The following is a 20,236-nucleotide window of genomic DNA, read 5'->3' on the forward strand; positions in this document are numbered from 1 at the left end:
ACACTAAATCAGTAACAATGATTGAGATAAAAAATTTGAATTTCAACTATGCTAAAAAGAAAGAGCCACTCTTTCAAGATCTGGATTGCATCTTGCGTCCGGGAAGCATTGTTGGTCTGCTAGGGAAAAATGGTGCCGGAAAAACTACTTTACTGAAGTTGATCATTGGCCTGTTAACTCCTACGCATGGTGATGTGAAGATTATGGGTTATGAGCCTTCTAAAAGAGAGCCTTCACTCCTACAGGATATCTATCTGGTGCCGGAAGAGTTTTATATTCCGGGCATATCTATTAAAAACTACATTAAGGCAAATGCAGGTTTTTACCCTCGCTTCGATGAGGCTTTGCTGCAAAAGTTGCTCAATGAGTTTGAACTGCCAGAAACTAAAAGCTTACAAAAGCTTTCTTACGGTCAGAAAAAGAAGTTTTTGATATCCTTCGCCTTGTCTACCAAGTGTCGCCTACTTATTCTAGATGAGCCTACTAACGGGTTAGATATTCCTTCAAAAGCAATTTTTAGAAGAATATTGGCAGGTTCACTGGATGAAGATCAGGTGGTGGTGATTTCTACTCACCAGGTAAAAGATGTAGAAAATCTGATAGACAGGATCTTAATGCTGGAGAAAGGTAAATTCATCATGCAAAAAGACTTGTTTGACATTTCATCTCAGCTAAGCTTCTCTACTGCAGCTACACCAGAGGGTGAAAATGTATTGTACAGTGAAATGGTGCCGGGTGGTTATAGGGTCATCACCCCGCAGACTAATGGCAATTCATCTGTAGATATTGAACTATTGTTTAACGCGGTGTCTAACGGTACCGAAAAAATGAAAGACTATGTCCAGTAACAACACTTTTAGCATGAGGCGCTTTCTTTTGCTATTCAGGCAGAATTTCATTCATCATAATAAGCTGTTTTTGTTTTCAAGTATTGCTTATATAGGTGTTATCTTCATTCTGCTATCAATAGTGCAAATGGGGTCAGATAAGCATCCTCATGATTTAGAAAATTACAGAGGTTTTCTTATCGGATTTGTAGCAGTATTCGGCATTCTGTATGTCGGTTATTCGTTTCCGTCTCTAAGGTCAAAAGAGAGCACCATCAACTATCTCATGGTACCCGGGTCAGTACTAGAGAAGTTTCTATCCGAATTCATCATTCGCATTGTGCTCATGCTTTTCCTTCTTCCCATTCTATTTTGGGTCACGTTTAACATCCAGGGTCTGTTCTTCGACATGTTTACTGAAGAAAGCTTTCAATCTGTTGGTCTGTTTGAGCCCTTCAATGCGGATCTCTCCAACGTCTTAAATGGTGATGTTTTTAATGACAGGAGTACTACGATATGGTTTGTGATTATGATCGCCAATTTGATAGGGCTTGGACTGGTATTGCCCTTTACAGGTGGTGCTACATTCTCTAAACAACCCTTGGTGAAGACATTGTTTGCGTTGGCTGTGATAGTGTTGTTCTATGTGTTAGTCATTTACATAGCAATAGAAGTGGTTGGAATAGGAAATTTCAGAACTAATGATGACTTGGTACTTATTCCACATGATGAGACGGGAGCTTTCAGGCTCTTTGCAGGAGCGGCATTTATGGCTAATCTGGTTATGCTTTATGTAGCCTATAGAAAATTAAAGGAAAAGGAGGTTTAGAATGGAGTTTCAAAATGGCAAAAGTATATTTCTGCAAATAGCAGATAGTATTGCCGAGAAAGTGGTGAGTGGAGAGTTTCCTGTGGGTGAAAAAATACCATCAGTAAGGGAGCTGGCATCCCAAATGGGTGTAAATCCTAACACAATTATGAGAACTTATAGTGAATTACAAGCAATGAATATTATTGAAAACCAAAGGGGAATCGGATACTTCGTTAACCCTGAAGCTCAGAATATCATCCTGGAAGGTAAGAAGAAAGAGTTTTTTGATAAAATACTACCAGAATTTATCAGACAGGCCGAATTGCTTGGTATCACAGCAGATGACTTACAGAAGCATATAACAACATTAAAATAATAAGCGATGAAATTAAGCAACAAAATACTTATTGGTTTCTTCGGTTTTATCCTGGTGTATATGATCGTGGCTTTTACCGAAATAAGGCTCAATGGCACACCTAATAGTATTCATGGTAATATTGGCATTATGGATTCCATAGATATTACAGGTATTAAGTACATAGATTTCAATAATGTGAATAATTCACACTTCTCAATTAAAAGTGCGGCAGATGTACCTTCCAGAATTGAAGTTTGGAGTGAAAAAGGCGGGGCTGCATCTAATATAAAGTATAGCGTAACGAATGACACTTTGAGAATTACCCAAGTGGTTGAAGATGAGAATCATATTAATTCTTTGAGAATTACGGTTCAGCCTGGGCAGCTAAACTACCTGAGTATGGTAAATAGTAGAGTTACTGTCACTGAACTTGATCAGGAGAGTTTAAATATTTCACAAAAGGATGGATACTTTAGTTTGATGAACTGTCCTGACCTTAATGAGGTGAGAATGAACGCAGGGCCTGGCTCATCAGCGGATTTTAATTCGCTTGATCTTGATAAATTAGAATTTTTGGGTGACAATGCCAGTGTGCGTCTGTATGTCCCAATAAAGCACCTCCAGGGATCAATTAAAAACAATACTTATATATATGTGCAATCTGTGGAAGATATCCAGTTTAAGAAGGATAACTCCAGTAGGCTGAACATCAACTAAGTAACAAATAAATAGTGATAGTTAATTCTATCTGATAACAACAACACCTTACAAATCCTTTCAGGTCTTTAACTCAGCCGCTAGCGGGATTTGTAAACCATTAATCGAACCTATTAGGTTATATTTCAAATAACCTACAGAACCTCAATAGCTGATGAATATAGAGATCAAAGGCTTAACCAAAGTGTATCCTAACGGGCATGCCGCTATTCGCAATATCGATCTTGAGATTGGTAGCGGCATGTTCGGATTGCTTGGTCCTAATGGAGCCGGTAAGTCAAGCTTTATGCGCACATTGGTCACTGTGCAGCAGGCGTCTTCAGGCACCATTCTTATCAACGGAATGGACATCAATAAGCAAAGACAGAAAATAAGGCCTCTTATTGGTTATCTCCCGCAGGATTTTACCTTTTTCACAAAGCTCAAAACCTGGGAGTTCCTTGATTATGCCGCCAGACTTGGTACTTCATTAAAGAAGAAAGACAGGAATGTAAAGGTAGATCAGCTGCTTGATCAGGTGGGTTTATTGGACGTGCGAGAGCGAATGGCCAATAAATTGTCCGGTGGTATGAAGCGTCGCTTGGGTATTGCTCAGGCATTAATTGGCAACCCTCAACTGCTGGTAATAGATGAGCCTACCACCGGGCTAGATCCCGAAGAGCGTATCAGGTTCCGAAACATTCTTTCAGACCTCAGTCAGAAGGATGTTACCATTATCTTGTCTACACACATAGTAGGTGATATAAGTAGTACATGTGAGCATATGGCCATGCTGAACAAAGGCGAAGTGGCTTTCAAAGGATCACCGGAAGGCATGATCAATCAGGTTCGCGGTCATGTTTGGGAAGTAACTTTAGATGATGAGGCTTTCTTTGAGCTGAAATCCAAATTTCCAGTAGTATCAACTATTCCCGTAGATGGCAAATGGGAAGTGGAGCTTATTGCTAATGAAAAGCCGCACCCGGATGCAGACCATGCCAATCCTAACCTGGAGCATGCCTATGTATATTTTATGGAAAATGAATTAGGAGTGTCGCTGGTATGATATCATTAAAAAACATATTCACCATCTCCAAATACGAAGGCAAGGTACTTTGGAGAAACTGGTTCTTCAGAATAGTGGCGCTGGCCGGGGTTATTTTTGTCACCATTTTGAATATCGCGGTTTTCTCAGGTTTAGATAATACCAGATGGCTTTCTATTTCTAATAATCATATCATTCCTTACGCTACGCTGGTGATGATAAGCATACCACAGGTAGCAGCAGTTATTTTCCTGGCTACTGGTCTTATCAAAAAGGATAAGAAAATAGACACTAACGAAGTGTTCTTTGTCCGCCCGATTACCAATCTGGATTATGTATTTGGAAAGGCTCTGGCCATATTCAAACTCTTCTTTATCCTTAACATGGTGTTGCTTTCTATCGCTTTTGTGGTCAACATCATTAATGGTAATGCTGAGCTTAACCCTGCTGCCTATTTTTTGTACCCTTTTCTTACCAGCGTGCCTAGCATCATTTTTACTACTGGTCTGGCTTTTCTTCTGGTAACATTAATAAGAAATCAACCTATCACCATTGTATTGCTTCTAGGGCTGGCAGCTGTGCAGCTCTTTAAATACTTTGATAAGTTCGCCAACATTCTGGATTTCAGTGCTTTCAGGCTCTCAATGCTTATCTCTGAGATCTCAGGCTTTGCTGATATGAAGTTTGCCTTGAACCAACGCCTTTTCTATACACTTGTTGGTATCGCTTGTATGTGGCTCACCGCTTTCTTCCTGGATCGCTTACCGAGCTACAGAAGAGTAAAGGTTGTTACAGGTATTGTAGGCCTTGTACTAGTGGCGGCCTCTGCCCTATCTATGGTAAATTTATGGGCTATCAGAAGCCATGAATTAACTCACCGTGCAGCAATGGTGACCATAAATTATAAATGGGCTAAAACGCCAAATGTAGATATTACTGCCGCTTCCATAGACCTGGAGCATCGTGGTGATCAGATCTATTGCACAGCCAATCTTACCATAAAGAATAACTCGGGAGCACAGCTGGATTCTATCTATTTTACATTAAATCCTGGCCTTATCGTTGATCAGTTAAGTATAGGAAATGATGATATTAAAGCTTTAAGAGATGATTATTTAGTATCTATTAATCAAGGTGTTAAGATAAGTAATGGCGCGACAAGGAAAGTCCAGATAAAGTATCATGGTACCATTCAAGATGAGGCGGCTCACCTGGAGGTAGATGATGAAAGGTATGAGTCTCCTGTACAGTATCTGATGTATTCATTGCAAAAGAAATATGCGTTTCTACAACCAGATTATGCCCTTCTTACCTCCGATGTTATGTGGTACCCGGGCACTGAGATTGGCTACAGTCATAAAGCCATAGCTCAGCAAAAGGCTAATTTCATTGACTTTGAGCTTTATGTAAAAACTCAAAATGGTTTAACGGCGATATCACAGGGAGATGTTACCAGCTCAGAGGGTAATTATCATTTCAAGCCTGAATATCCGCTGCCACAAATATCACTGGCCATTGGCAATTATGTAAAGAAAGGTATCACGTTGGATAGTGTTACTTACGCCATTTACCACTATCCTAACCATAACTTTCTGGAGAACAACCTGGGGGCTCTATCGGATACGCTTTCTTATTTGATTGATGATATTGTGAGCTCTTACGAAGATGTGAGGAAATTGAAATATCCTTTCAAAAGGCTACAATTCGTGGAGGCGCCAATTCATTTTATGGCCTATGCCAAAATCTATGAAAGCAGTCAGGCCTTTGTGCAGCCGGAGATGGTTTTTTGGCCGGAAGAAGGTGGCGATCTTGACCGTTTTGATTTTAGACGGCAGCTTAGAGACCTGGAGCATCAGGCCAGGCAAGACAATCAGGTGTATGATGATAAGCAGAAACAGGCTTATTTATTCAAAAACTTAATTAGTCATGTATTCACAAAGGTGAGTAACGAAGGCTGGTTTTTCGCTGGTCGAAATGCTGATGATCCTGATTATTCCATATTCCCCAATTACTATAGCTTTAACTCAGCTGTGATTAGTAAAGAATGGCCATTGCTTAACCGCGGTATTGCCAAATACATCGGCAGCGAAGGTGAAGGCGGCTATGATTATTCTAGAGATATGAATGGCATTTCGTTCATAGAGGAATGTAACCAACTGATGAGAGAAGCAGGCTTGCAAAAAATCATCGCTAATGAGCCATTTAGCAAGATCAAACAGTCAGTTTCTCTAAAAAGTGAATATCTCTTTGCCTACCTGGGCCAGATTATTGGCGAGAACCAATTAAAGAGTTTTCTGTATAACTGGGTAAACACACATCAGCACCAACCTGTAACCTACGAGACACTTCGTTCGGCTTTGATAGAGCAGTTTCAGGTGGACATCACTCCTATTATCAAAAAAGTTTATCAGTCTACTTCACAGCCTGCCTTTGATATATTCAATGTAGAAAAATATGAAGTAGTAGATGGTGATAAGAAGCGCTATCAGGTAATAATTGATGTGAAGAATGTGGGCGAAAATGACGGGATACTTGAAGTAATATTTAATCATTTTGATGATAAAAAGGAGAACGATTCTGACGAACCAAAGCCCGAAGAGAAAACCGGCAAGCTAGCCATCATTAAGAAGGGTGAGATAAAACGATTGGGCTACATTTTAGATGAAAGACCTAACGAAATTAAGTTCAACACCATTATTTCAAGAAATATACCTTCAGAAATCTATATGTCTGTGGGTGAGCTGGACAAAATGAAGCATCAAAAGCTTTTTGAGGGAGAGCAAGTGCTGGCGAATGTTCCTCAACCAGATCAGTATCAGGTAATTGTGGATAATGAAGATTCACTTTCTTTTACCACTTTTAGTCCTATAAAACCAACGTATCTAAGAGCATTCCTGGATAATAGAGATGATTCTAACCAGAAGTACTTCGGCCAGTGGCACCGTTCTTATGCCAAATGGCTTCCTACTACAGGCACCGATTTTTACGGTAGTGTAATCCGTTCTGCCCATTTTACAAGGGCTGGCAGTGGTGAGAAAACAGCTACCTGGGCACCTACTTTTAAAGAGCCAGGGTTCTATGACATTTACATTTACCTGAGAGGTAAAAATCAAAAAGATTATCAACCAAGCGGTCAGCAGTCACACTACCGCTACATCATACATCATGCTGATGGTGAGGATGATATAAAATACAATTTAGCTAATGCAGAGCCAGGATGGAACTATCTGGGGTCTTATTACTTCAATGCTTCTGGCGGCAGCGTGGAGCTGTCAGATGACTGTGAACTCCGAACGGTGTATGCAGATGCAATTAAATGGGTCAAGCAATAATTATTATGATTGGTAAACTAAAAATGCTAACAACAAAACGAATGGGGCGGACAAGCCTGCATAAGCTGGGATGGGTGCTCCTCATTTCAGTGGCTTGTGGTCTCAAATTTTCAGGGGTAAACGGTCAGCATACCCTCACACTGGAAGAGTCTATCCAGATAGCCCAAACCAGTAGCCCTGAGATAAAGAAGTCCAAACTGAACCTGTTCAGTAACCAGCGGAGCCTTGATGCTCAACGAGCTGCTATGAGGTCGCAGTTTGCGCTGGATATTACCCCTTTCCAGTATGATCGTACCAGAACATTTAATGACTTATTTTCCACATGGTACACCACTGAAGATTATAATTCTTTTGCTAACCTTTCTGTGAGTCAGCCGATTGGCGCCACAGATGGTACTATTTCATTGATCAACAGGTTCGGTTATAGAGATAATTACTCTGAGTTTAATGATCTAAGAACTAAAACTTACAGTAACAACCTCTATTTGCAGGTAGACCAACCTATTTTCACTTATAATCGTAACAGGCTGCAACTAAAGGAGCTTGAGCTAAACCTGGAAAATGCCCAGATCAGCAATGCCCTACAGCTACTCAACTTGGAGAAATTAGTTACGGAAAGCTTCTATAACCTCTATAAAGGTCAAAATAATGTAGAGATATCCAGAGATGAGTACAATAACCAACAGGTGAGTTTTGACATCACAGAAAAGAAAGTGGAGGCCGACCTTCTGGCTCGGGAAGAGCTGTATCAGGCAGAGCTAAACCTGGCCAGTTCTAAATCTACACTGGAAAATGATCAGGTATTTTTGGATAATGCAGAAGACGATTTCAAACTTCTTTTAGGCCTTGATCTGGATGAAGAGTTGACCGTAGAGATAGATATAGATTTCATTACTCGCAAGGTAGATTTAAATCAGGCTATTCAGCATGGCCTGGAAAACAGACTTGAGCTAAGAGAGCGAAACATTGCCCTTGAGCGTTCTCAGTTTGAGCTAATTAAAACCAAGGGTTTGAACGAATTCAAAGGTAGCATAGGCCTTTCACTAGGTGTGTTTGGAGATAATCCGCAAGCACCAGATGTTTATCAAAACCCAACTATGAACCCAAGTGTAGCTGTTTCATTTAGAATACCTATCTGGGACTGGGGCGAAAATAGGGCCCGTATCGAAGCCACCAATGCCAATCTTCAGATCAATGAAATTGACCTGGAAACGGAAAGAAGAAACATTACCATAGATATCAGAAAGGTTTACAGAAGTCTGCAAAACCTTGAAAATCAGATAGAAATAGCTCAGCAGAACGTGAAAAATGCAGAGCTTACCTATGACCTGAATCTGGAAAGATACAAGAATGGAGACCTTACCAGTATCGATCTTAACCAGTTTCAGAACCAGCTTTCTGATAAGAAAAGTGCTTTAGCAGATGCACTGATCAATTATAAAATAGAGCTACTGAATTTAAAAATTCTATCGCTTTATGATTTTGAAAAGCAGGAACCAGTAATGCTTCAAACCTACTAATCACCTTCAGAACTCTTACATTATGCAACCAATAACATACATGCAAAACTCAAAAAAATGGATTTTCTTTCTTTTGATTATCAGTGGCTTCTGGTCCTGTAATAATGAGAAATCTAATATCCAGACAGATATTAAAATTCCGGTGTCAGTACAGAGTATCAAGCCTCAGAGCATTTCTCGTTTCATTGAAACCACAGGTACGGTGTACTCTTCTAAGGAGGCCATCATGAAATCTGAGCTGGCGGGTATTTACAAGATCCAGACTAATCCTGACACGGGTAAACCCTATGCTCTGGGTGATGCTGTGAAAGCGGGTCAGATCATCATTAAAATAGAAGATAAAGAGTTTGAAAATAACCTGCAGCTGGAAGGTAAAAGGCTTAATCTTGAGCTCACCGAGAGTAATCTTCAAAAACAAAAGTCTTTATATGACAAAGGCGGTGTAACGCAGACGGAGCTAAAGAACTCTAATATTGAGTATGTAAATTCTAAATACTCTTATGAGAATGCTGAGATTCAGATGGCTAAAATGTACGTTAGAGCGCCATTTTCCGGAGTTGTTGTAGAAATGCCTTACCACACCATTGGCGTGAGAATAGATCAGGGTCAGGATCTGTTCAAGGTGATGGAATACGAACATCTTCTCATGGATGTAAAACTGCCGGAAAAGCATCAGTCTGAGGTGAATGTAAACCAGCAGGTACAAATCACTAACTACAATGTAGCCAAAGATACCATTTACGGTAAAATAGATCAGATATCACCTGTAATTGACGCAGATACCAGGACCTTCCAAAGCGTGCTGCAGATCGATAACGGCAAAAGTCTTCTACGTCCGGGCATGTTCATCAAAGCGGCCATTCTTGCCGAGAAGCGAGACAGCACCATTGTGATACCAAAAGAGACTATCATCAGCAGACAGGATGGTAAAATTGTGTTCACCGTGGAAAATGGTATTGCCAGTGAGAAGCGCATCACCACAGGTCTGGAAAATATGGATGTGATCGAGGTCACGTCAGGACTAAAAGTTAATGACAGGCTTGTTACCAGTGGTTTTGAAACGCTGAGAGATAAGTCCAAAGTCAGTGTAGTTCAATAAGTTGATCATCTAAATCCTTTAGTGTGAAAAAAATTGTTTCGCTGGCTGTGTCCTACCCTGTTACCATTCTTATGATGGTGCTTGCCGTAATACTTTTGGGGAGTATTTCGTTTGGCAAGTTGGGTATCGAGTTGTTCCCCGATCTGAAGAATCCTACGCTCTTTGTGGAGCTGAAAGTAGGTATAAAGCCTCCTTCTGAGGTTGAAAAGCAATTTATTGAATCCATTGAGTCGGTAGCTATTCGCCAAAGTGGTGCCGTGGAAGTCAGTTCTATCAGCCAGACAGGTTATGGCCGGGTTACGGTGGAGTATGACTGGGGTAAAGATATGGATGAGGCCTTCCTTGATCTTCAAAAGTCGCTTTCTAACTTTTCATTAAATGAAGAGATCGATGAATTTGTGATCTCACAGTTTGATCCGAATGCTACTCCTATCATGATTCTGGGTATCTACAACCCTAATTCTGATGACACCGATGCTTTACGAAAGGTAGCGGAGAATAACTTCAGAAATGCATTAGTGCGATTGCCTGGTGTGGCTGAGGTGAAATTATCAGGTGCTCAGGAAAAGGAAGTAGTGCTTGAAACGGATCCTCACTTGTTGGCCGCATTTGGTCTTACGGTTAACGATCTTGTCGCCAAAATTCAGAATTATAATCGTAATGTTTCTGGTGGCTACATTGAGGAGCTGGGTAAGAAATATGTAATAAAAGGCCTTGGTATTATTGAAAAGCCTGAAGATCTACAGGATTTAGTGGTGGGTTACACTACTCGCCAAAATATAGCTGGCACCACTCCTACTACTAGCTCCACTGGCACTTCACAAGCTGCTGGAAATCAGCAAGGAACGAGCAATCAGGTTCCCGTATTGCTTCGCGAAGTGGCTACCATGAAAGTGATGGACAAAGAAGCTAGTAGCATCGTACGTGTCAACCAGCAGAGAAGTTTGGGCATGTCCATTTACAAGGAAACTCAATACAATACAGTAAATGCTGTGAATGAGCTTACCGAGGTGCTTGAAGATTTGAAAAAATCTGTACCTGGCTACGAGTTTGTCATCATCCAAAATCAGGGAAGATTCATTCAGGGCGCGATTGATGAAGTGAAGGAATCAGGCTTGTACGGTGCTTTATTCGCCATGTTGGTATTGTTTGTTTTTCTCAGACGAATTGGCTCTACGTTGATCATTAGTATCGCTATTCCAATTTCTATTATCGCGACTTTCAATCTTATGTACTTCAATGGCCTTACACTAAATGTAATGACGTTGGGCGGACTGGCTTTAGGTGCAGGGATGTTGGTGGATAATGCCATTGTGGTGGTAGAAAGCATTTTCAGAAAGCGCGAAGAAGGCCTCAGCGTTATTGACGCTGCTATTCAGGGAACCAGTGAAGTAAGTGGTGCTATTACCGCTTCTACGCTGACGACTATCATCGTTTTCCTTCCCATTGTATACATGCAAGGACCATCAGGTGAGCTATTTAAGGATCAGGCCTGGACGGTAGCTTTCTCACTCATCTCGTCACTGGTAGTGGCTGTTTTGGTAATCCCCATGTTATTCGCCAAGATTTTTAAGAAAGATAAAACTGTACCTGAAGTACAACCTTTAAAGTTCAAAGCTTATCGCAATCTGCTGGATAAGGTGCTTCGGTTTAGAATAGCCTTTATCATTGCTTCGTTTGTAATGGTGTTTGGTGCCTATTTGCTAATTGATGTGATCGGTAGTGAATACATGCCTCAATCAGGTACAAGAGCTGTTTCGGTAGACCTTACTTTAACCAACGGAACGCCACTACAGCGTACGTCATCAACGGTAAACCAAATTGAAGGTCAACTGCTGCAACTATTTGAAGGACAGATAGATAAGGTATACTCTCACATTGGTCCTAAGGAAAGTCAGTCGGGCATTGAGAATGAGAATGTCTATGATGAAAATAAGGCCAATTTGAAGCTAATTTTCTCCGAAGAAGCGGAATTAGATATTGCTAATATCACCACAGTTCTATCAGACTACTTTGAAAAAATCCCTGGCTTGGAAGCTACTTTTTCTAATGATGAAAGTGCTTTGAGTTCGGTACTGGGTGATGAGCAAATGCCTTTAGTGGTAGAAGTAAGTGGAGCTGACTTTGATGCTCTCAGCCCCCTCTCCGATTCTGTGATGCTGATCATGGGCAGCAATGCCGATGTGTTTGAACCAGTATCCAACCTGGAAGAAGGTGTGCCGCAGGTTCAGGTAGACGTAGATAAATACCGGGCTGGGCTTTTGAACTTGTCTATCGATGACATCATCAATCAAATAAAGGATCAGCTGGAAGGAAAGAACGCAGGTAGCCTGGAGCGTGGCGGTGAAATGCAGGACATTCAGATCAAGGTGCCGAAGATTTCATTGGCAGGTTTGGAGAATATGACCATTAAAAGCAATAACAAAGAGTTTCCGTTAGGCGATGTAGCGAAGATCAATATCAAGTATGCTGCTAATTCCATCTATCGTAGAAATCAGACAAGAATGGTTTCCATCGGAGCTCGTGTGAATCAAGACAAGCCTTATGACAAGATTGTGGAATCGATAGAAGGTTCATTTTCAGGCCTTTCTGTACCGCCTCAGTACAAAATAGATGTTGCAGGTCAGGAGATCAAGCGCCAGGAGTCTATGAAAAACCTAACTTTCTCATTGATCTTGTCCGTCTTACTCGTGTACATGGTGCTGGCTTCGCAGTTTGAATCGCTGCTACATCCCTTCACCATTTTGCTTACTATTCCGTTGGCTGGTGTGGGTGCGCTTCTCTCCTTCTTTATTTTAGGCATGCCGCTGAACATGATGGCTTTCATAGGTATCATTATGCTTACCGGTATCGCGGTGAATGACTCTATCATATTGGTAGACAGCATAAACAAGAATAAAGTAGCAGGAATGCCGCTTCGTGAAGCTATACTGGATGCTGGTCAGCGCAGGTTCAGACCAATCATTATGACCAGTCTAACTACCATTTTGGCCTTGTTACCATTGACTTTTGGTTTTGGCGAAAGTGCCGCCTTGCGTGCGCCGATGGCAGTGGCTGTTATCGGTGGTTTGGTTACGTCTACCCTACTCACTTTGATAGTGATCCCTTGCTTTTATGAGAGCATTGAGAATGTGGTAAACAGGATCAGAGGTAAGAGAGAAAAGACTACTTCTCATGGGTAAGAGCAGCATTTTACATACCATTATCAAAAGGAAAGTCCTGGTGTCGATGTTATTCATCGGGTTCACCGTGATGGGCTATATTTCCTACAAAAAGTTGCCGGTAGAGCTCTTTCCTAATGTGGAGTTTCCGGTGCTCATTGTGCAGGTCGGCTCTATGTCAGAGGTGAATCCTAAATACATGGAGAGCCAGGCCATTGTGCCTTTGGAGGGCGTAATTAGTGCGCTGGAAGGTATCGAAGAGATAAATTCCAGTGTTGATAGCCGTCAGGGAATGATCTTTATTTCCTTTAAGCAGGATGTTAATATCAAATATGCCTATCTCAAGCTGGAGCAGAAAGTAGGTGCCATCAAGGCTGATCTTGCACCTGAGTTTATGGTCCAAATAGTGAAAATAGACACGGAGCAGCTCACCAACTCATTTATGGAGCTGCAGGTGCTGGGCAGTGGTGGCGTAGATCGTGTCAGAAATGTTACTGATCAATACATCGCTGATCGGCTGAGTGATGTTGATGGCGTGGGTGGTATTGAAGTGTATGGCGGAAGGCAGAAAACAGTGGAGATCATTATGGATGATGCTGTTTGTGAAGCCAATGGCATTACTCCGAACACCATCAGTAATGTGCTTTCGCAAAATGCCAATAAAAGTGCTTTTGTAGGTCAAGTGGAAAGAAACGGCCAGCAGATATTCGTGAACGTAACCGCTGAGCTGAAAGACATCAAAAACATTCAAAGTCTGGTGGTTTCAGAAAAAGGACCATTACTACTAAGTGATGTAGCTGATGTGTTTTTTGGTGTGAAAGAACAAACATCCCTCAGCCGTGTCAATGGCAAAGATGCTGTCTCTATTCGTATTTCAAAAGATACTCAAGCCAACCTTATTGATCTGTCTGACAGGACTTTAGAGGTTATTGATGAAATTAATGATGAACTGGCTCCACTGGATGTAAAGATTGAAGTACAGAACAACCAGGCCGAGTTGATGACGGATAATATTGACCAGATCAAAAACCTGGCTCTAACAGGTGGCTTGCTGGCTATATTCGTATTGTGGGTGTTCCTGAGAAGGCTCAAATTCATTCTAAGCATTGCTTTAGCTATACCCATTTCCGTGTATACTGCATTCAACTTCTTTTATGCCGCAGGTATTTCTGTTAATAGTCTTACCCTTATCGGAATGGCCTTGGCCATTGGTATGTTGCTGGATAACAGCGTGGTAGTAATCGAAAACATCTACCGACATGTTGTAAATAGAAAGAAAACAGAAGATGCTGTGGTAGATGGCACCAAAGAGGTGATGCGTTCGGTTATAGCAGCCACCTTAACTACGGTGACCGTTTTCTTACCTTTTATCTTCTCCACTAACTTTCTGGTGACTTTAATTGGTACCCACATAGGGGTATCTATCATTTCTACCTTGTTAGTGTCTTTAGTGGTATCGTTGGTATTGATTCCAATGCTGGCACATGCAGCTATCAGTAAAGATGATCAGTCGAAGGCGCCTTTGATTAAAAATGCATCTATTCGTCAGCGGATTATTCAGATATATATGGTGGTGCTGAAGGCCTGCTTCAGAAGGCCTGCCTTTACCATTGTGGGTGGTTTGGTGCTGTTTTTCGTGACCATCGGCCTAAGTCTTCTGGTGAGTATAGCAAGTCTTAGTGAGGTAGAGAAAACTCAGATGAATCTGTTTTTGACCATGCCTCAGGGAACTACGTTGAACTCTACAGATGAGCGTGTTCGCCATCTCGAAGAGAAGATTATGGAGATTCCGGTAGTGGAGAAAGTGATCAGCCAGATATCAGAAGGTGATGCAGTAATTGCTGTCAATCTGAAAGAAGACATTAAGGATGATAAGCTAAACTCTATCCCTGCTATCCGAAATAAACTGCTTGGCTTGGCTCGATTCTATGGAGATATGAACGTATCTATGGACGCTCCACCTCAAAGGAATGGTGGCGGTGCCGCCAGTGCTGCTGGTTCTGCAGCAGCTGATTTTGAGCGGTTGCTCGGCATTGGAAGTGCTCAGGAGCGTGTGGTAATCAAAGGCCAGGATTTTGAGCTGATGCAGACCATAGCCAATGACATCAACAGCTTTATCTCTGGCATGCAGTCTATACAAATGAGTTACATTGATGTAACGCCGGAGCGTCCTGAAGCCCATATTCGCTTCAACCAGCAAGAGATGAGCGCCAATAATATTACGCAGGAGAACGTGGCGGTGGCGCTCAACGATTTCCAGCCAGCATTCGCCTCAGGTACCCGATTTGTTAGTGGGGATGAAGAGTTTGAAATAACCATTCAAACCCAAAAGCAAATGGATTACACCGCCAAGGATATGAAGGACCTTCGGCAGATGCCCATCACCAGTAACACTGGCGCGAAGCATTCCCTGTCAGATATTGGCTCGGTCATGTACTCTTCCGGAGAAAGCGTGATTACACGTGTAAACCAGGAAAAGAGAATTGAGATCAACTATCAGTTTATTGATGAAGTAGTGGGCTCAGAATCATTACTGGAAGCTTCAAGAGTAGAAATTGACGAATTGGTAAATAGTGTGAACATTCCATCGGGTATGGTGGTAGAGGTTATTCATGATGACAATCTGTATGATGAGTTTTACTTTCTCATTTTTGCAGCAGTCATCGTGATATTCATGATCCTGGCCGCAGTATTTGAATCACTCTATTTACCGATCGTGATCATGTTTTCTATACCATTGGCAGGTATCGGAGCATTTCTCGGCCTGACTTTAACCGGTAATTCATTACTTAACGCCAACACATTAATCGGCTTTTTAATATTACTGGGCGTGGTGGTGAACAATGGTATCATCCTCATCGACTACAGTCGTATCCTGAGAAGACAAGGATACACTAAATATAGAGCCTTGATAGTCAGTGGAATATCTCGTATCAGACCGATATTGATTACTTCAATTACTACTATAGTGGCCATGTTGCCGTTGGCGCTTGGTGAAGCAGAATATGTAGTGAGCATTGGTCAGCCATTTGCCATTACCGTTATGGGTGGACTTGCTTTTGCTACGGTGCTCACACTAATTTACATACCCACCATGAGTGCAGGTTTGGAAAGCGTATTGAATTGGTTTAGGAATCTCAGCACTGTTAATAAGGTCACTCAAATTGTATTGTTAATCGTGATCGCAGCAATCATCTATGTTCAGGTAGATGGGGGCATGTGGCAAGCCATTTGGTTTCTTACAGCCCTGCTGCTGGTGCCTGGAAGTACTTACTTTGTGATGAGTTCATTGCGTCAGGCGAATGCCAAAATGGTAGCCCCTGATGATAAAATGCACATTGAGATTCAGAACCTAACCAAAGTGTATGGCAGAGACAAACGCTGGATCAGAGAATGGAAAGGCAATAAACAGCTATACGATGAGCGTGGTGGATCAGTAGTCTCCAGAAAAATGGTGTTGCAAAATATGATCTGGCAGAGTGCCTTAATCGCCTTTCTTGTTTATTTTATCTATTTCTATCTGGACAAGGCCTTTTGGCAACTGGTATTCATGATCAGCCTGCATGTACTGCTGATCTCCATCTTCACTGAAGTGACTCAGCTGCTCAAAAAGAGATACAAAATCATTAGCTTGATAAGATGGCTGCTGTTCTGGGGTTTCCCTATCGTGAGCTCTGTTTTCATCTATGCCGATATTACTTCCAAAGGAGCTGGTATATTCCTGATTATCATATGGTTTGTGGGATTGTTCCTGGTTCGAACATCGAAGAGACTAGAGGAAAAACCGGTGAATGTAAAAGAGATCAGTGGCAGATTTAAGAGAATCAGAAAGCTGTATTATAAGATTATATTGGCCATTCCTTTTGTGAAACCCAAGAAGCCAGCATTCAGAGCACTCAAAGGTGTTAATCTGACCATTGAACAAGGCATGTTCGGTCTTTTGGGGCCAAACGGTGCCGGTAAAACTACTTTGATGCGGATTTTATGTGGTATCATGGATCAGAGCTATGGTAAAATCTGGATCAACGGCCATGATACTAATCTCTATCGTGAGGAGCTCCAGGGGCTGATTGGATATTTACCCCAGGCCTTTGGAACCTATGAAAACATGACTCCTTATCAATTCCTTGATTATCAGGCTATTTTAAGGAAAATCACCAACAAAAAGGAAAGAGAAGATCGTGTACAATATGTGCTAAAAGCAGTGCATATGTTAGAGCATCAGCACAAAAAGATAGGCTCTTTCTCAGGTGGTATGAAACAAAGAATTGGTATAGCCCAGATTCTGCTGCATTTGCCTAAAATACTGGTAGTAGATGAGCCAACCGCTGGCTTGGATCCACTAGAAAGAATCAGGTTCAGAAACCTGTTGGTTGAGCTCAGTCGTGAGCGGATTGTGGTATTCTCCACCCACATTATTGAAGATATAGCCAGCAGCTGTAACAACCTGGCTGTGCTGATTTCAGGTAACATCGAATACATTGGAAGCCCCACCGCCATGGCCGAACTGGCTCATGACAAAGTATGGGAATTCCACCTGACACCAGCACAGTTCGAAGAAGAAAAAGAAAACTACCTGATCGTCCACCACATGCGTGAAGGCGACCAGATAAGAGTAAAATGCCTCTCAGCCCACCAGCCTCGCCCAGACGCCACCCAAACCAAGGCCAACCTGGAAGATGCTTACCTGTGGCTGATGAAGAGTAGTAGGGAGTGACGCAATGACCTCATCCCCGACCCTTCTCATGAGAGGAGAAAGGAGAATGTTGGAGCAAAGTGCTCCTTACGCACAAAGCGTCATTCCGGCCGCAGCGCAGCGGAGAGCCGGAATCTTGCTGCTCGGTAACAGAGGCTGAACAGTAAGATTCCGGATATTCTTCCGCTACGCTACAGAATTCCGGAATGACGTTATGGGATAACGTGAGGATGGTGTGAAGTACAGAAATGACAAGACAAACAGAGTCACCCTGAGGCAGCGAAGTGCTCCTTACGCACAAAGCGTCATTCTGGCCGCAGCGCAGCGGAGAGCCGGAATCTTATCGCTCGGTAGCAGAGACTGAACAGTAAGATTCTGGATATTCTTCCGCTACGCTACAGAATTCCGGAATGACGTTATGGGATAACGTGAGGATGGTTTGAAGTGCAGAAATGATAAGATGAACAGAGTCACCCTGAGGTACTCGAAGGGTAGATGGTTTAAAAGCAGTATAAGAAGATAACAGCAAAACAGAATAAAAAACAAGTAAAGCAAAAATGAACAGCTACCTCCTACTCCTATACAAAATCATCACCTACAACGTGAAGGTAATCTTTGCTAACAAGTTCATTTACTTTGTAATAGCGGCCTTTTTGTTTTTTGGGTTCATCATCACCATCACCATCTTCGATGACCCCGACTTCAACGAAGCCGTGATCTACGGTTTCCTGGTATTCCCGGGTTTACTGCTCATCTTCTACCCCATGGCCTACGGCATCCAAAATGATGACGATTCCAAGATGCTGGAAACCATTTTTGGGATACCAAATTATCGATACAAAGTCTGGTTAGTACGTTTCGTTCTAACCATTGGAGTAGCGGCGGTTATACTGTTTGTGCTAACCAGTATTGCCAACCTCACCCTCTACCGCTTCAGCATACTCCCGATGCTGGGCCAGGTGCTGTTCCCAATCGCCTTCTTATCGTCATTGGCCTTTATGCTTTCCACCTTAATCAAAAATGGCAACGGAACGGCCATTGTTATTGTGATAGTATCCTTCCTCTTCTTCGTATTTGCCGAGCCCTTAGAATACAACCCATACAATGTGTTCCTGAACCCCTTCTCAGAACCACAAGACATGAGCGAGTTCATCTGGGTAACCATCATCTTCAAAAACAGAGTTTACCTGATGGTAGCCAGCTCCCTTTGCTTGCTGTACGGAATGTTTAATCTGCAGTTTAGGGAGAGGTTTGTTTAGGTTCGTTGAAGTAAAGAGGTTACTCTTGCCCGGTGGCAAGAGTAACCTCTTTACTCCAACAGAAAATCCGGAGGTATCGCCTTCGCCGAAATATTCTGATTTCGATGAAAATCAGAATAACCATCCTGACCACCAAACCACTCTAGAACATCCTCTCGACTTAGTTTTGTGATTCTACCTTCGTGGAGATGAGTGTGATAGGATGAGTAGGGATAATCTTTATAGTCATCTACAATTCCATGTTTCTGAGGGTTTTGATGAATATATGCCACCAATCTAGAGAAGTAATGTTCATCTTCCACTAAAATTCGCTTAACGGGTGATTCAAAGAGAGGGCCAGTTCTGTCATACATTTTGTTCATAGCCCTGGTGTAACTTTGAAGGAAGCTGGACAAAGCATTACTAACATGCCAGTATAAAGGCTTTTCTTTATACCGAACAATTAAAGACTCTATCAACTTTTCGCTGCGAACCCTTAGCAAAATATGGAAATGGTTTCCTAACAGACAGTAAGCATAAGTCTCCACATATGGGTGAACATACTTTGTGTATTGTTGGAGAAAGTAATTATAATTTTTGGATTCGAAGAAAACTGGTGCACCATTTACTCCTCTATTGAAAAGATGAAAGACAGCATTAGGGTGAAATTGAGAGTTTCTGATGTCCATTCTCGAGAGTATTAAAGATTTTACTTTAAGTGGTGACTTTAATAAGATACTAACTTTTCCATAGATTTGCACCCTCAAAAAAACTACTCCCATGCCCAATCCCCGCATCATGAGCCCCGGTAAAAACGGGCACGTTATTAATGAATTTGGTCGGCCAGAACAACCACCTAAAGGCTGGGCTTTTCTGCCGGCTGGTGATGCCGCTGTTACCAGAAAGGTAACGGCTAAAGGAGACTTTTGGAGAGTGCAGGTGAAGAAAGGCAGGCGGATGCAGTCGTTGGGCATATGGGCACCTGCAGAGCATATTGATGAAGCCAAGAAAGCTGTTGATGTCATGCGTGCGGCTCCGGATTATGAGAAGAAAAAGGCAAGTGCTGCTAAGTCAAGAGATAAGAAACAGGCGGCTTATAAAGAGGAGTTTGAGCAAGCTGTGAGGCAACATTTGAACTTCCATGCTAAATATAAGGCCTTGGAATCAAAGATGGCTCATCTGGTGACTGAGCATGCTATTCCAGTAGGCAGTGGCACAGTGGCTCGTACAGCCATGATTCCCATCGAGGAGCGAGCTTCAAAAGCCGTTATCGCCTGGATGCGTCATAAAACTACCAACTATGATAATATGAAGATTGCCCGGGTAAAAGGTGAAAGACGAGCAGTCAGGAGGCGATTAGCACAGGGATCCGTGAAGGTGCTGAATGCCTATCGTGCTGGTGATGAAGTTGTTGAGGGGTGTGTTTTGTATAGGGCTCTGCGTTGAGGTCCTT

Annotated in this window: 13 protein-coding genes; 12 read left to right on the forward strand and 1 reads right to left on the reverse strand. The window is 42.2% G+C overall.

The annotated features are described in order from the left end of the window. Positions 1–17 precede the first annotated feature (17 nt). The 11 genes from LVD16_RS16390 to LVD16_RS16440 all read left to right on the forward strand — a co-directional run bounded on the left by LVD16_RS16390 (position 18) and on the right by LVD16_RS16440 (position 18,804). Complete coding sequence (locus LVD16_RS16390; RefSeq protein ID WP_233769352.1) at positions 18–848, forward strand: ABC transporter ATP-binding protein; 831 nt, start codon at positions 18–20, stop codon at positions 846–848. Then, positions 838–1,656 carry a hypothetical protein gene (locus LVD16_RS16395; RefSeq protein WP_233769353.1) on the forward strand — a complete coding sequence of 273 codons (819 nt, stop codon included), beginning with the start codon at positions 838–840 and terminating at the stop codon, positions 1,654–1,656. The genes LVD16_RS16390 and LVD16_RS16395 overlap by 11 nt, the downstream gene beginning before the upstream one ends. A gap of 1 nt (position 1,657) precedes the next feature. Then, positions 1,658–2,014 carry a GntR family transcriptional regulator gene (locus LVD16_RS16400; protein ID WP_233769354.1) on the forward strand — a complete coding sequence of 119 codons (357 nt, stop codon included), beginning with the start codon at positions 1,658–1,660 and terminating at the stop codon, positions 2,012–2,014. Positions 2,015–2,020: 6 nt separating this feature from the next. Continuing rightward, on the forward strand, positions 2,021–2,713 hold the full coding sequence (locus tag LVD16_RS16405; protein WP_233769355.1) for a hypothetical protein: 693 nt from the start codon (positions 2,021–2,023) through the stop codon (positions 2,711–2,713). 154 nt (positions 2,714–2,867) lie between these two features. Further along, positions 2,868–3,758, forward strand: a complete 891-nt coding sequence (locus LVD16_RS16410) for an ABC transporter ATP-binding protein (RefSeq protein ID WP_233769356.1) — start codon at positions 2,868–2,870, stop codon at positions 3,756–3,758. Beyond that, positions 3,755–7,069, forward strand: coding sequence for a golvesin C-terminal-like domain-containing protein (locus tag LVD16_RS16415; RefSeq protein WP_233769357.1), 3,315 nt, complete (start codon positions 3,755–3,757; stop codon positions 7,067–7,069). Before LVD16_RS16410 ends, LVD16_RS16415 begins: the two co-directional genes overlap by 4 nt. A gap of 41 nt (positions 7,070–7,110) precedes the next feature. Continuing rightward, positions 7,111–8,589: a TolC family protein gene (locus tag LVD16_RS16420; RefSeq protein WP_233769358.1), complete on the forward strand. Its 1,479-nt coding sequence runs from the start codon at positions 7,111–7,113 to the stop codon at positions 8,587–8,589. Positions 8,590–8,611: 22 nt separating this feature from the next. Next, positions 8,612–9,688, forward strand: coding sequence for an efflux RND transporter periplasmic adaptor subunit (locus LVD16_RS16425; RefSeq protein WP_233769359.1), 1,077 nt, complete (start codon positions 8,612–8,614; stop codon positions 9,686–9,688). Positions 9,689–9,711: 23 nt separating this feature from the next. Further along, a complete protein-coding gene (locus LVD16_RS16430) occupies positions 9,712–12,870 on the forward strand; it encodes an efflux RND transporter permease subunit (protein ID WP_233769360.1) in 3,159 nt (1,052 codons plus the stop codon). Then, entirely contained in the window at positions 12,863–17,566 is a 4,704-nt protein-coding gene (locus tag LVD16_RS16435; RefSeq protein ID WP_233769361.1) for an efflux RND transporter permease subunit, read from the forward strand. The genes LVD16_RS16430 and LVD16_RS16435 overlap by 8 nt, the downstream gene beginning before the upstream one ends. A 536-nt stretch (positions 17,567–18,102) precedes the next feature. Next, positions 18,103–18,804: an ABC transporter permease gene (locus LVD16_RS16440; protein WP_233769362.1), complete on the forward strand. Its 702-nt coding sequence runs from the start codon at positions 18,103–18,105 to the stop codon at positions 18,802–18,804. Positions 18,805–18,854: 50 nt separating this feature from the next. Here the strand turns inward: LVD16_RS16440 and LVD16_RS16445 are convergent, their stop codons facing one another. Beyond that, complete coding sequence (locus tag LVD16_RS16445) at positions 18,855–19,472, reverse strand: hypothetical protein (RefSeq protein WP_233769363.1); 618 nt, start codon at positions 19,470–19,472, stop codon at positions 18,855–18,857. Between the two features lie 109 nt (positions 19,473–19,581). On the opposite strand from LVD16_RS16445, the gene LVD16_RS16450 reads away from it, so the two are divergent. Then, positions 19,582–20,229 carry a DUF2293 domain-containing protein gene (locus LVD16_RS16450; RefSeq protein WP_233769364.1) on the forward strand — a complete coding sequence of 216 codons (648 nt, stop codon included), beginning with the start codon at positions 19,582–19,584 and terminating at the stop codon, positions 20,227–20,229. Positions 20,230–20,236: the final 7 nt, after the last annotated feature.

It is taken from the genome of Fulvivirga ligni (assembly GCF_021389935.1).
GTDB lineage: Bacteria > Bacteroidota > Bacteroidia > Cytophagales > Cyclobacteriaceae > Fulvivirga > Fulvivirga ligni.

Coding starts and splice junctions, on each gene's coding strand:
- LVD16_RS16390 (WP_233769352.1), top strand. CDS start 18: ATGATTGAGATAAAAAATTTGAATTTCAACTATGCTAAAAAGAAAGAG.
- LVD16_RS16395 (WP_233769353.1), top strand. CDS start 838: ATGTCCAGTAACAACACTTTTAGCATGAGGCGCTTTCTTTTGCTATTC.
- LVD16_RS16400 (WP_233769354.1), top strand. CDS start 1,658: ATGGAGTTTCAAAATGGCAAAAGTATATTTCTGCAAATAGCAGATAGT.
- LVD16_RS16405 (WP_233769355.1), top strand. CDS start 2,021: ATGAAATTAAGCAACAAAATACTTATTGGTTTCTTCGGTTTTATCCTG.
- LVD16_RS16410 (WP_233769356.1), top strand. CDS start 2,868: ATGAATATAGAGATCAAAGGCTTAACCAAAGTGTATCCTAACGGGCAT.
- LVD16_RS16415 (WP_233769357.1), top strand. CDS start 3,755: ATGATATCATTAAAAAACATATTCACCATCTCCAAATACGAAGGCAAG.
- LVD16_RS16420 (WP_233769358.1), top strand. CDS start 7,111: ATGGGGCGGACAAGCCTGCATAAGCTGGGATGGGTGCTCCTCATTTCA.
- LVD16_RS16425 (WP_233769359.1), top strand. CDS start 8,612: ATGCAACCAATAACATACATGCAAAACTCAAAAAAATGGATTTTCTTT.
- LVD16_RS16435 (WP_233769361.1), top strand. CDS start 12,863: ATGGGTAAGAGCAGCATTTTACATACCATTATCAAAAGGAAAGTCCTG.
- LVD16_RS16440 (WP_233769362.1), top strand. CDS start 18,103: ATGAACAGCTACCTCCTACTCCTATACAAAATCATCACCTACAACGTG.
- LVD16_RS16445 (WP_233769363.1), bottom strand. CDS start 19,472: ATGGACATCAGAAACTCTCAATTTCACCCTAATGCTGTCTTTCATCTT.
- LVD16_RS16450 (WP_233769364.1), top strand. CDS start 19,582: ATGAGCCCCGGTAAAAACGGGCACGTTATTAATGAATTTGGTCGGCCA.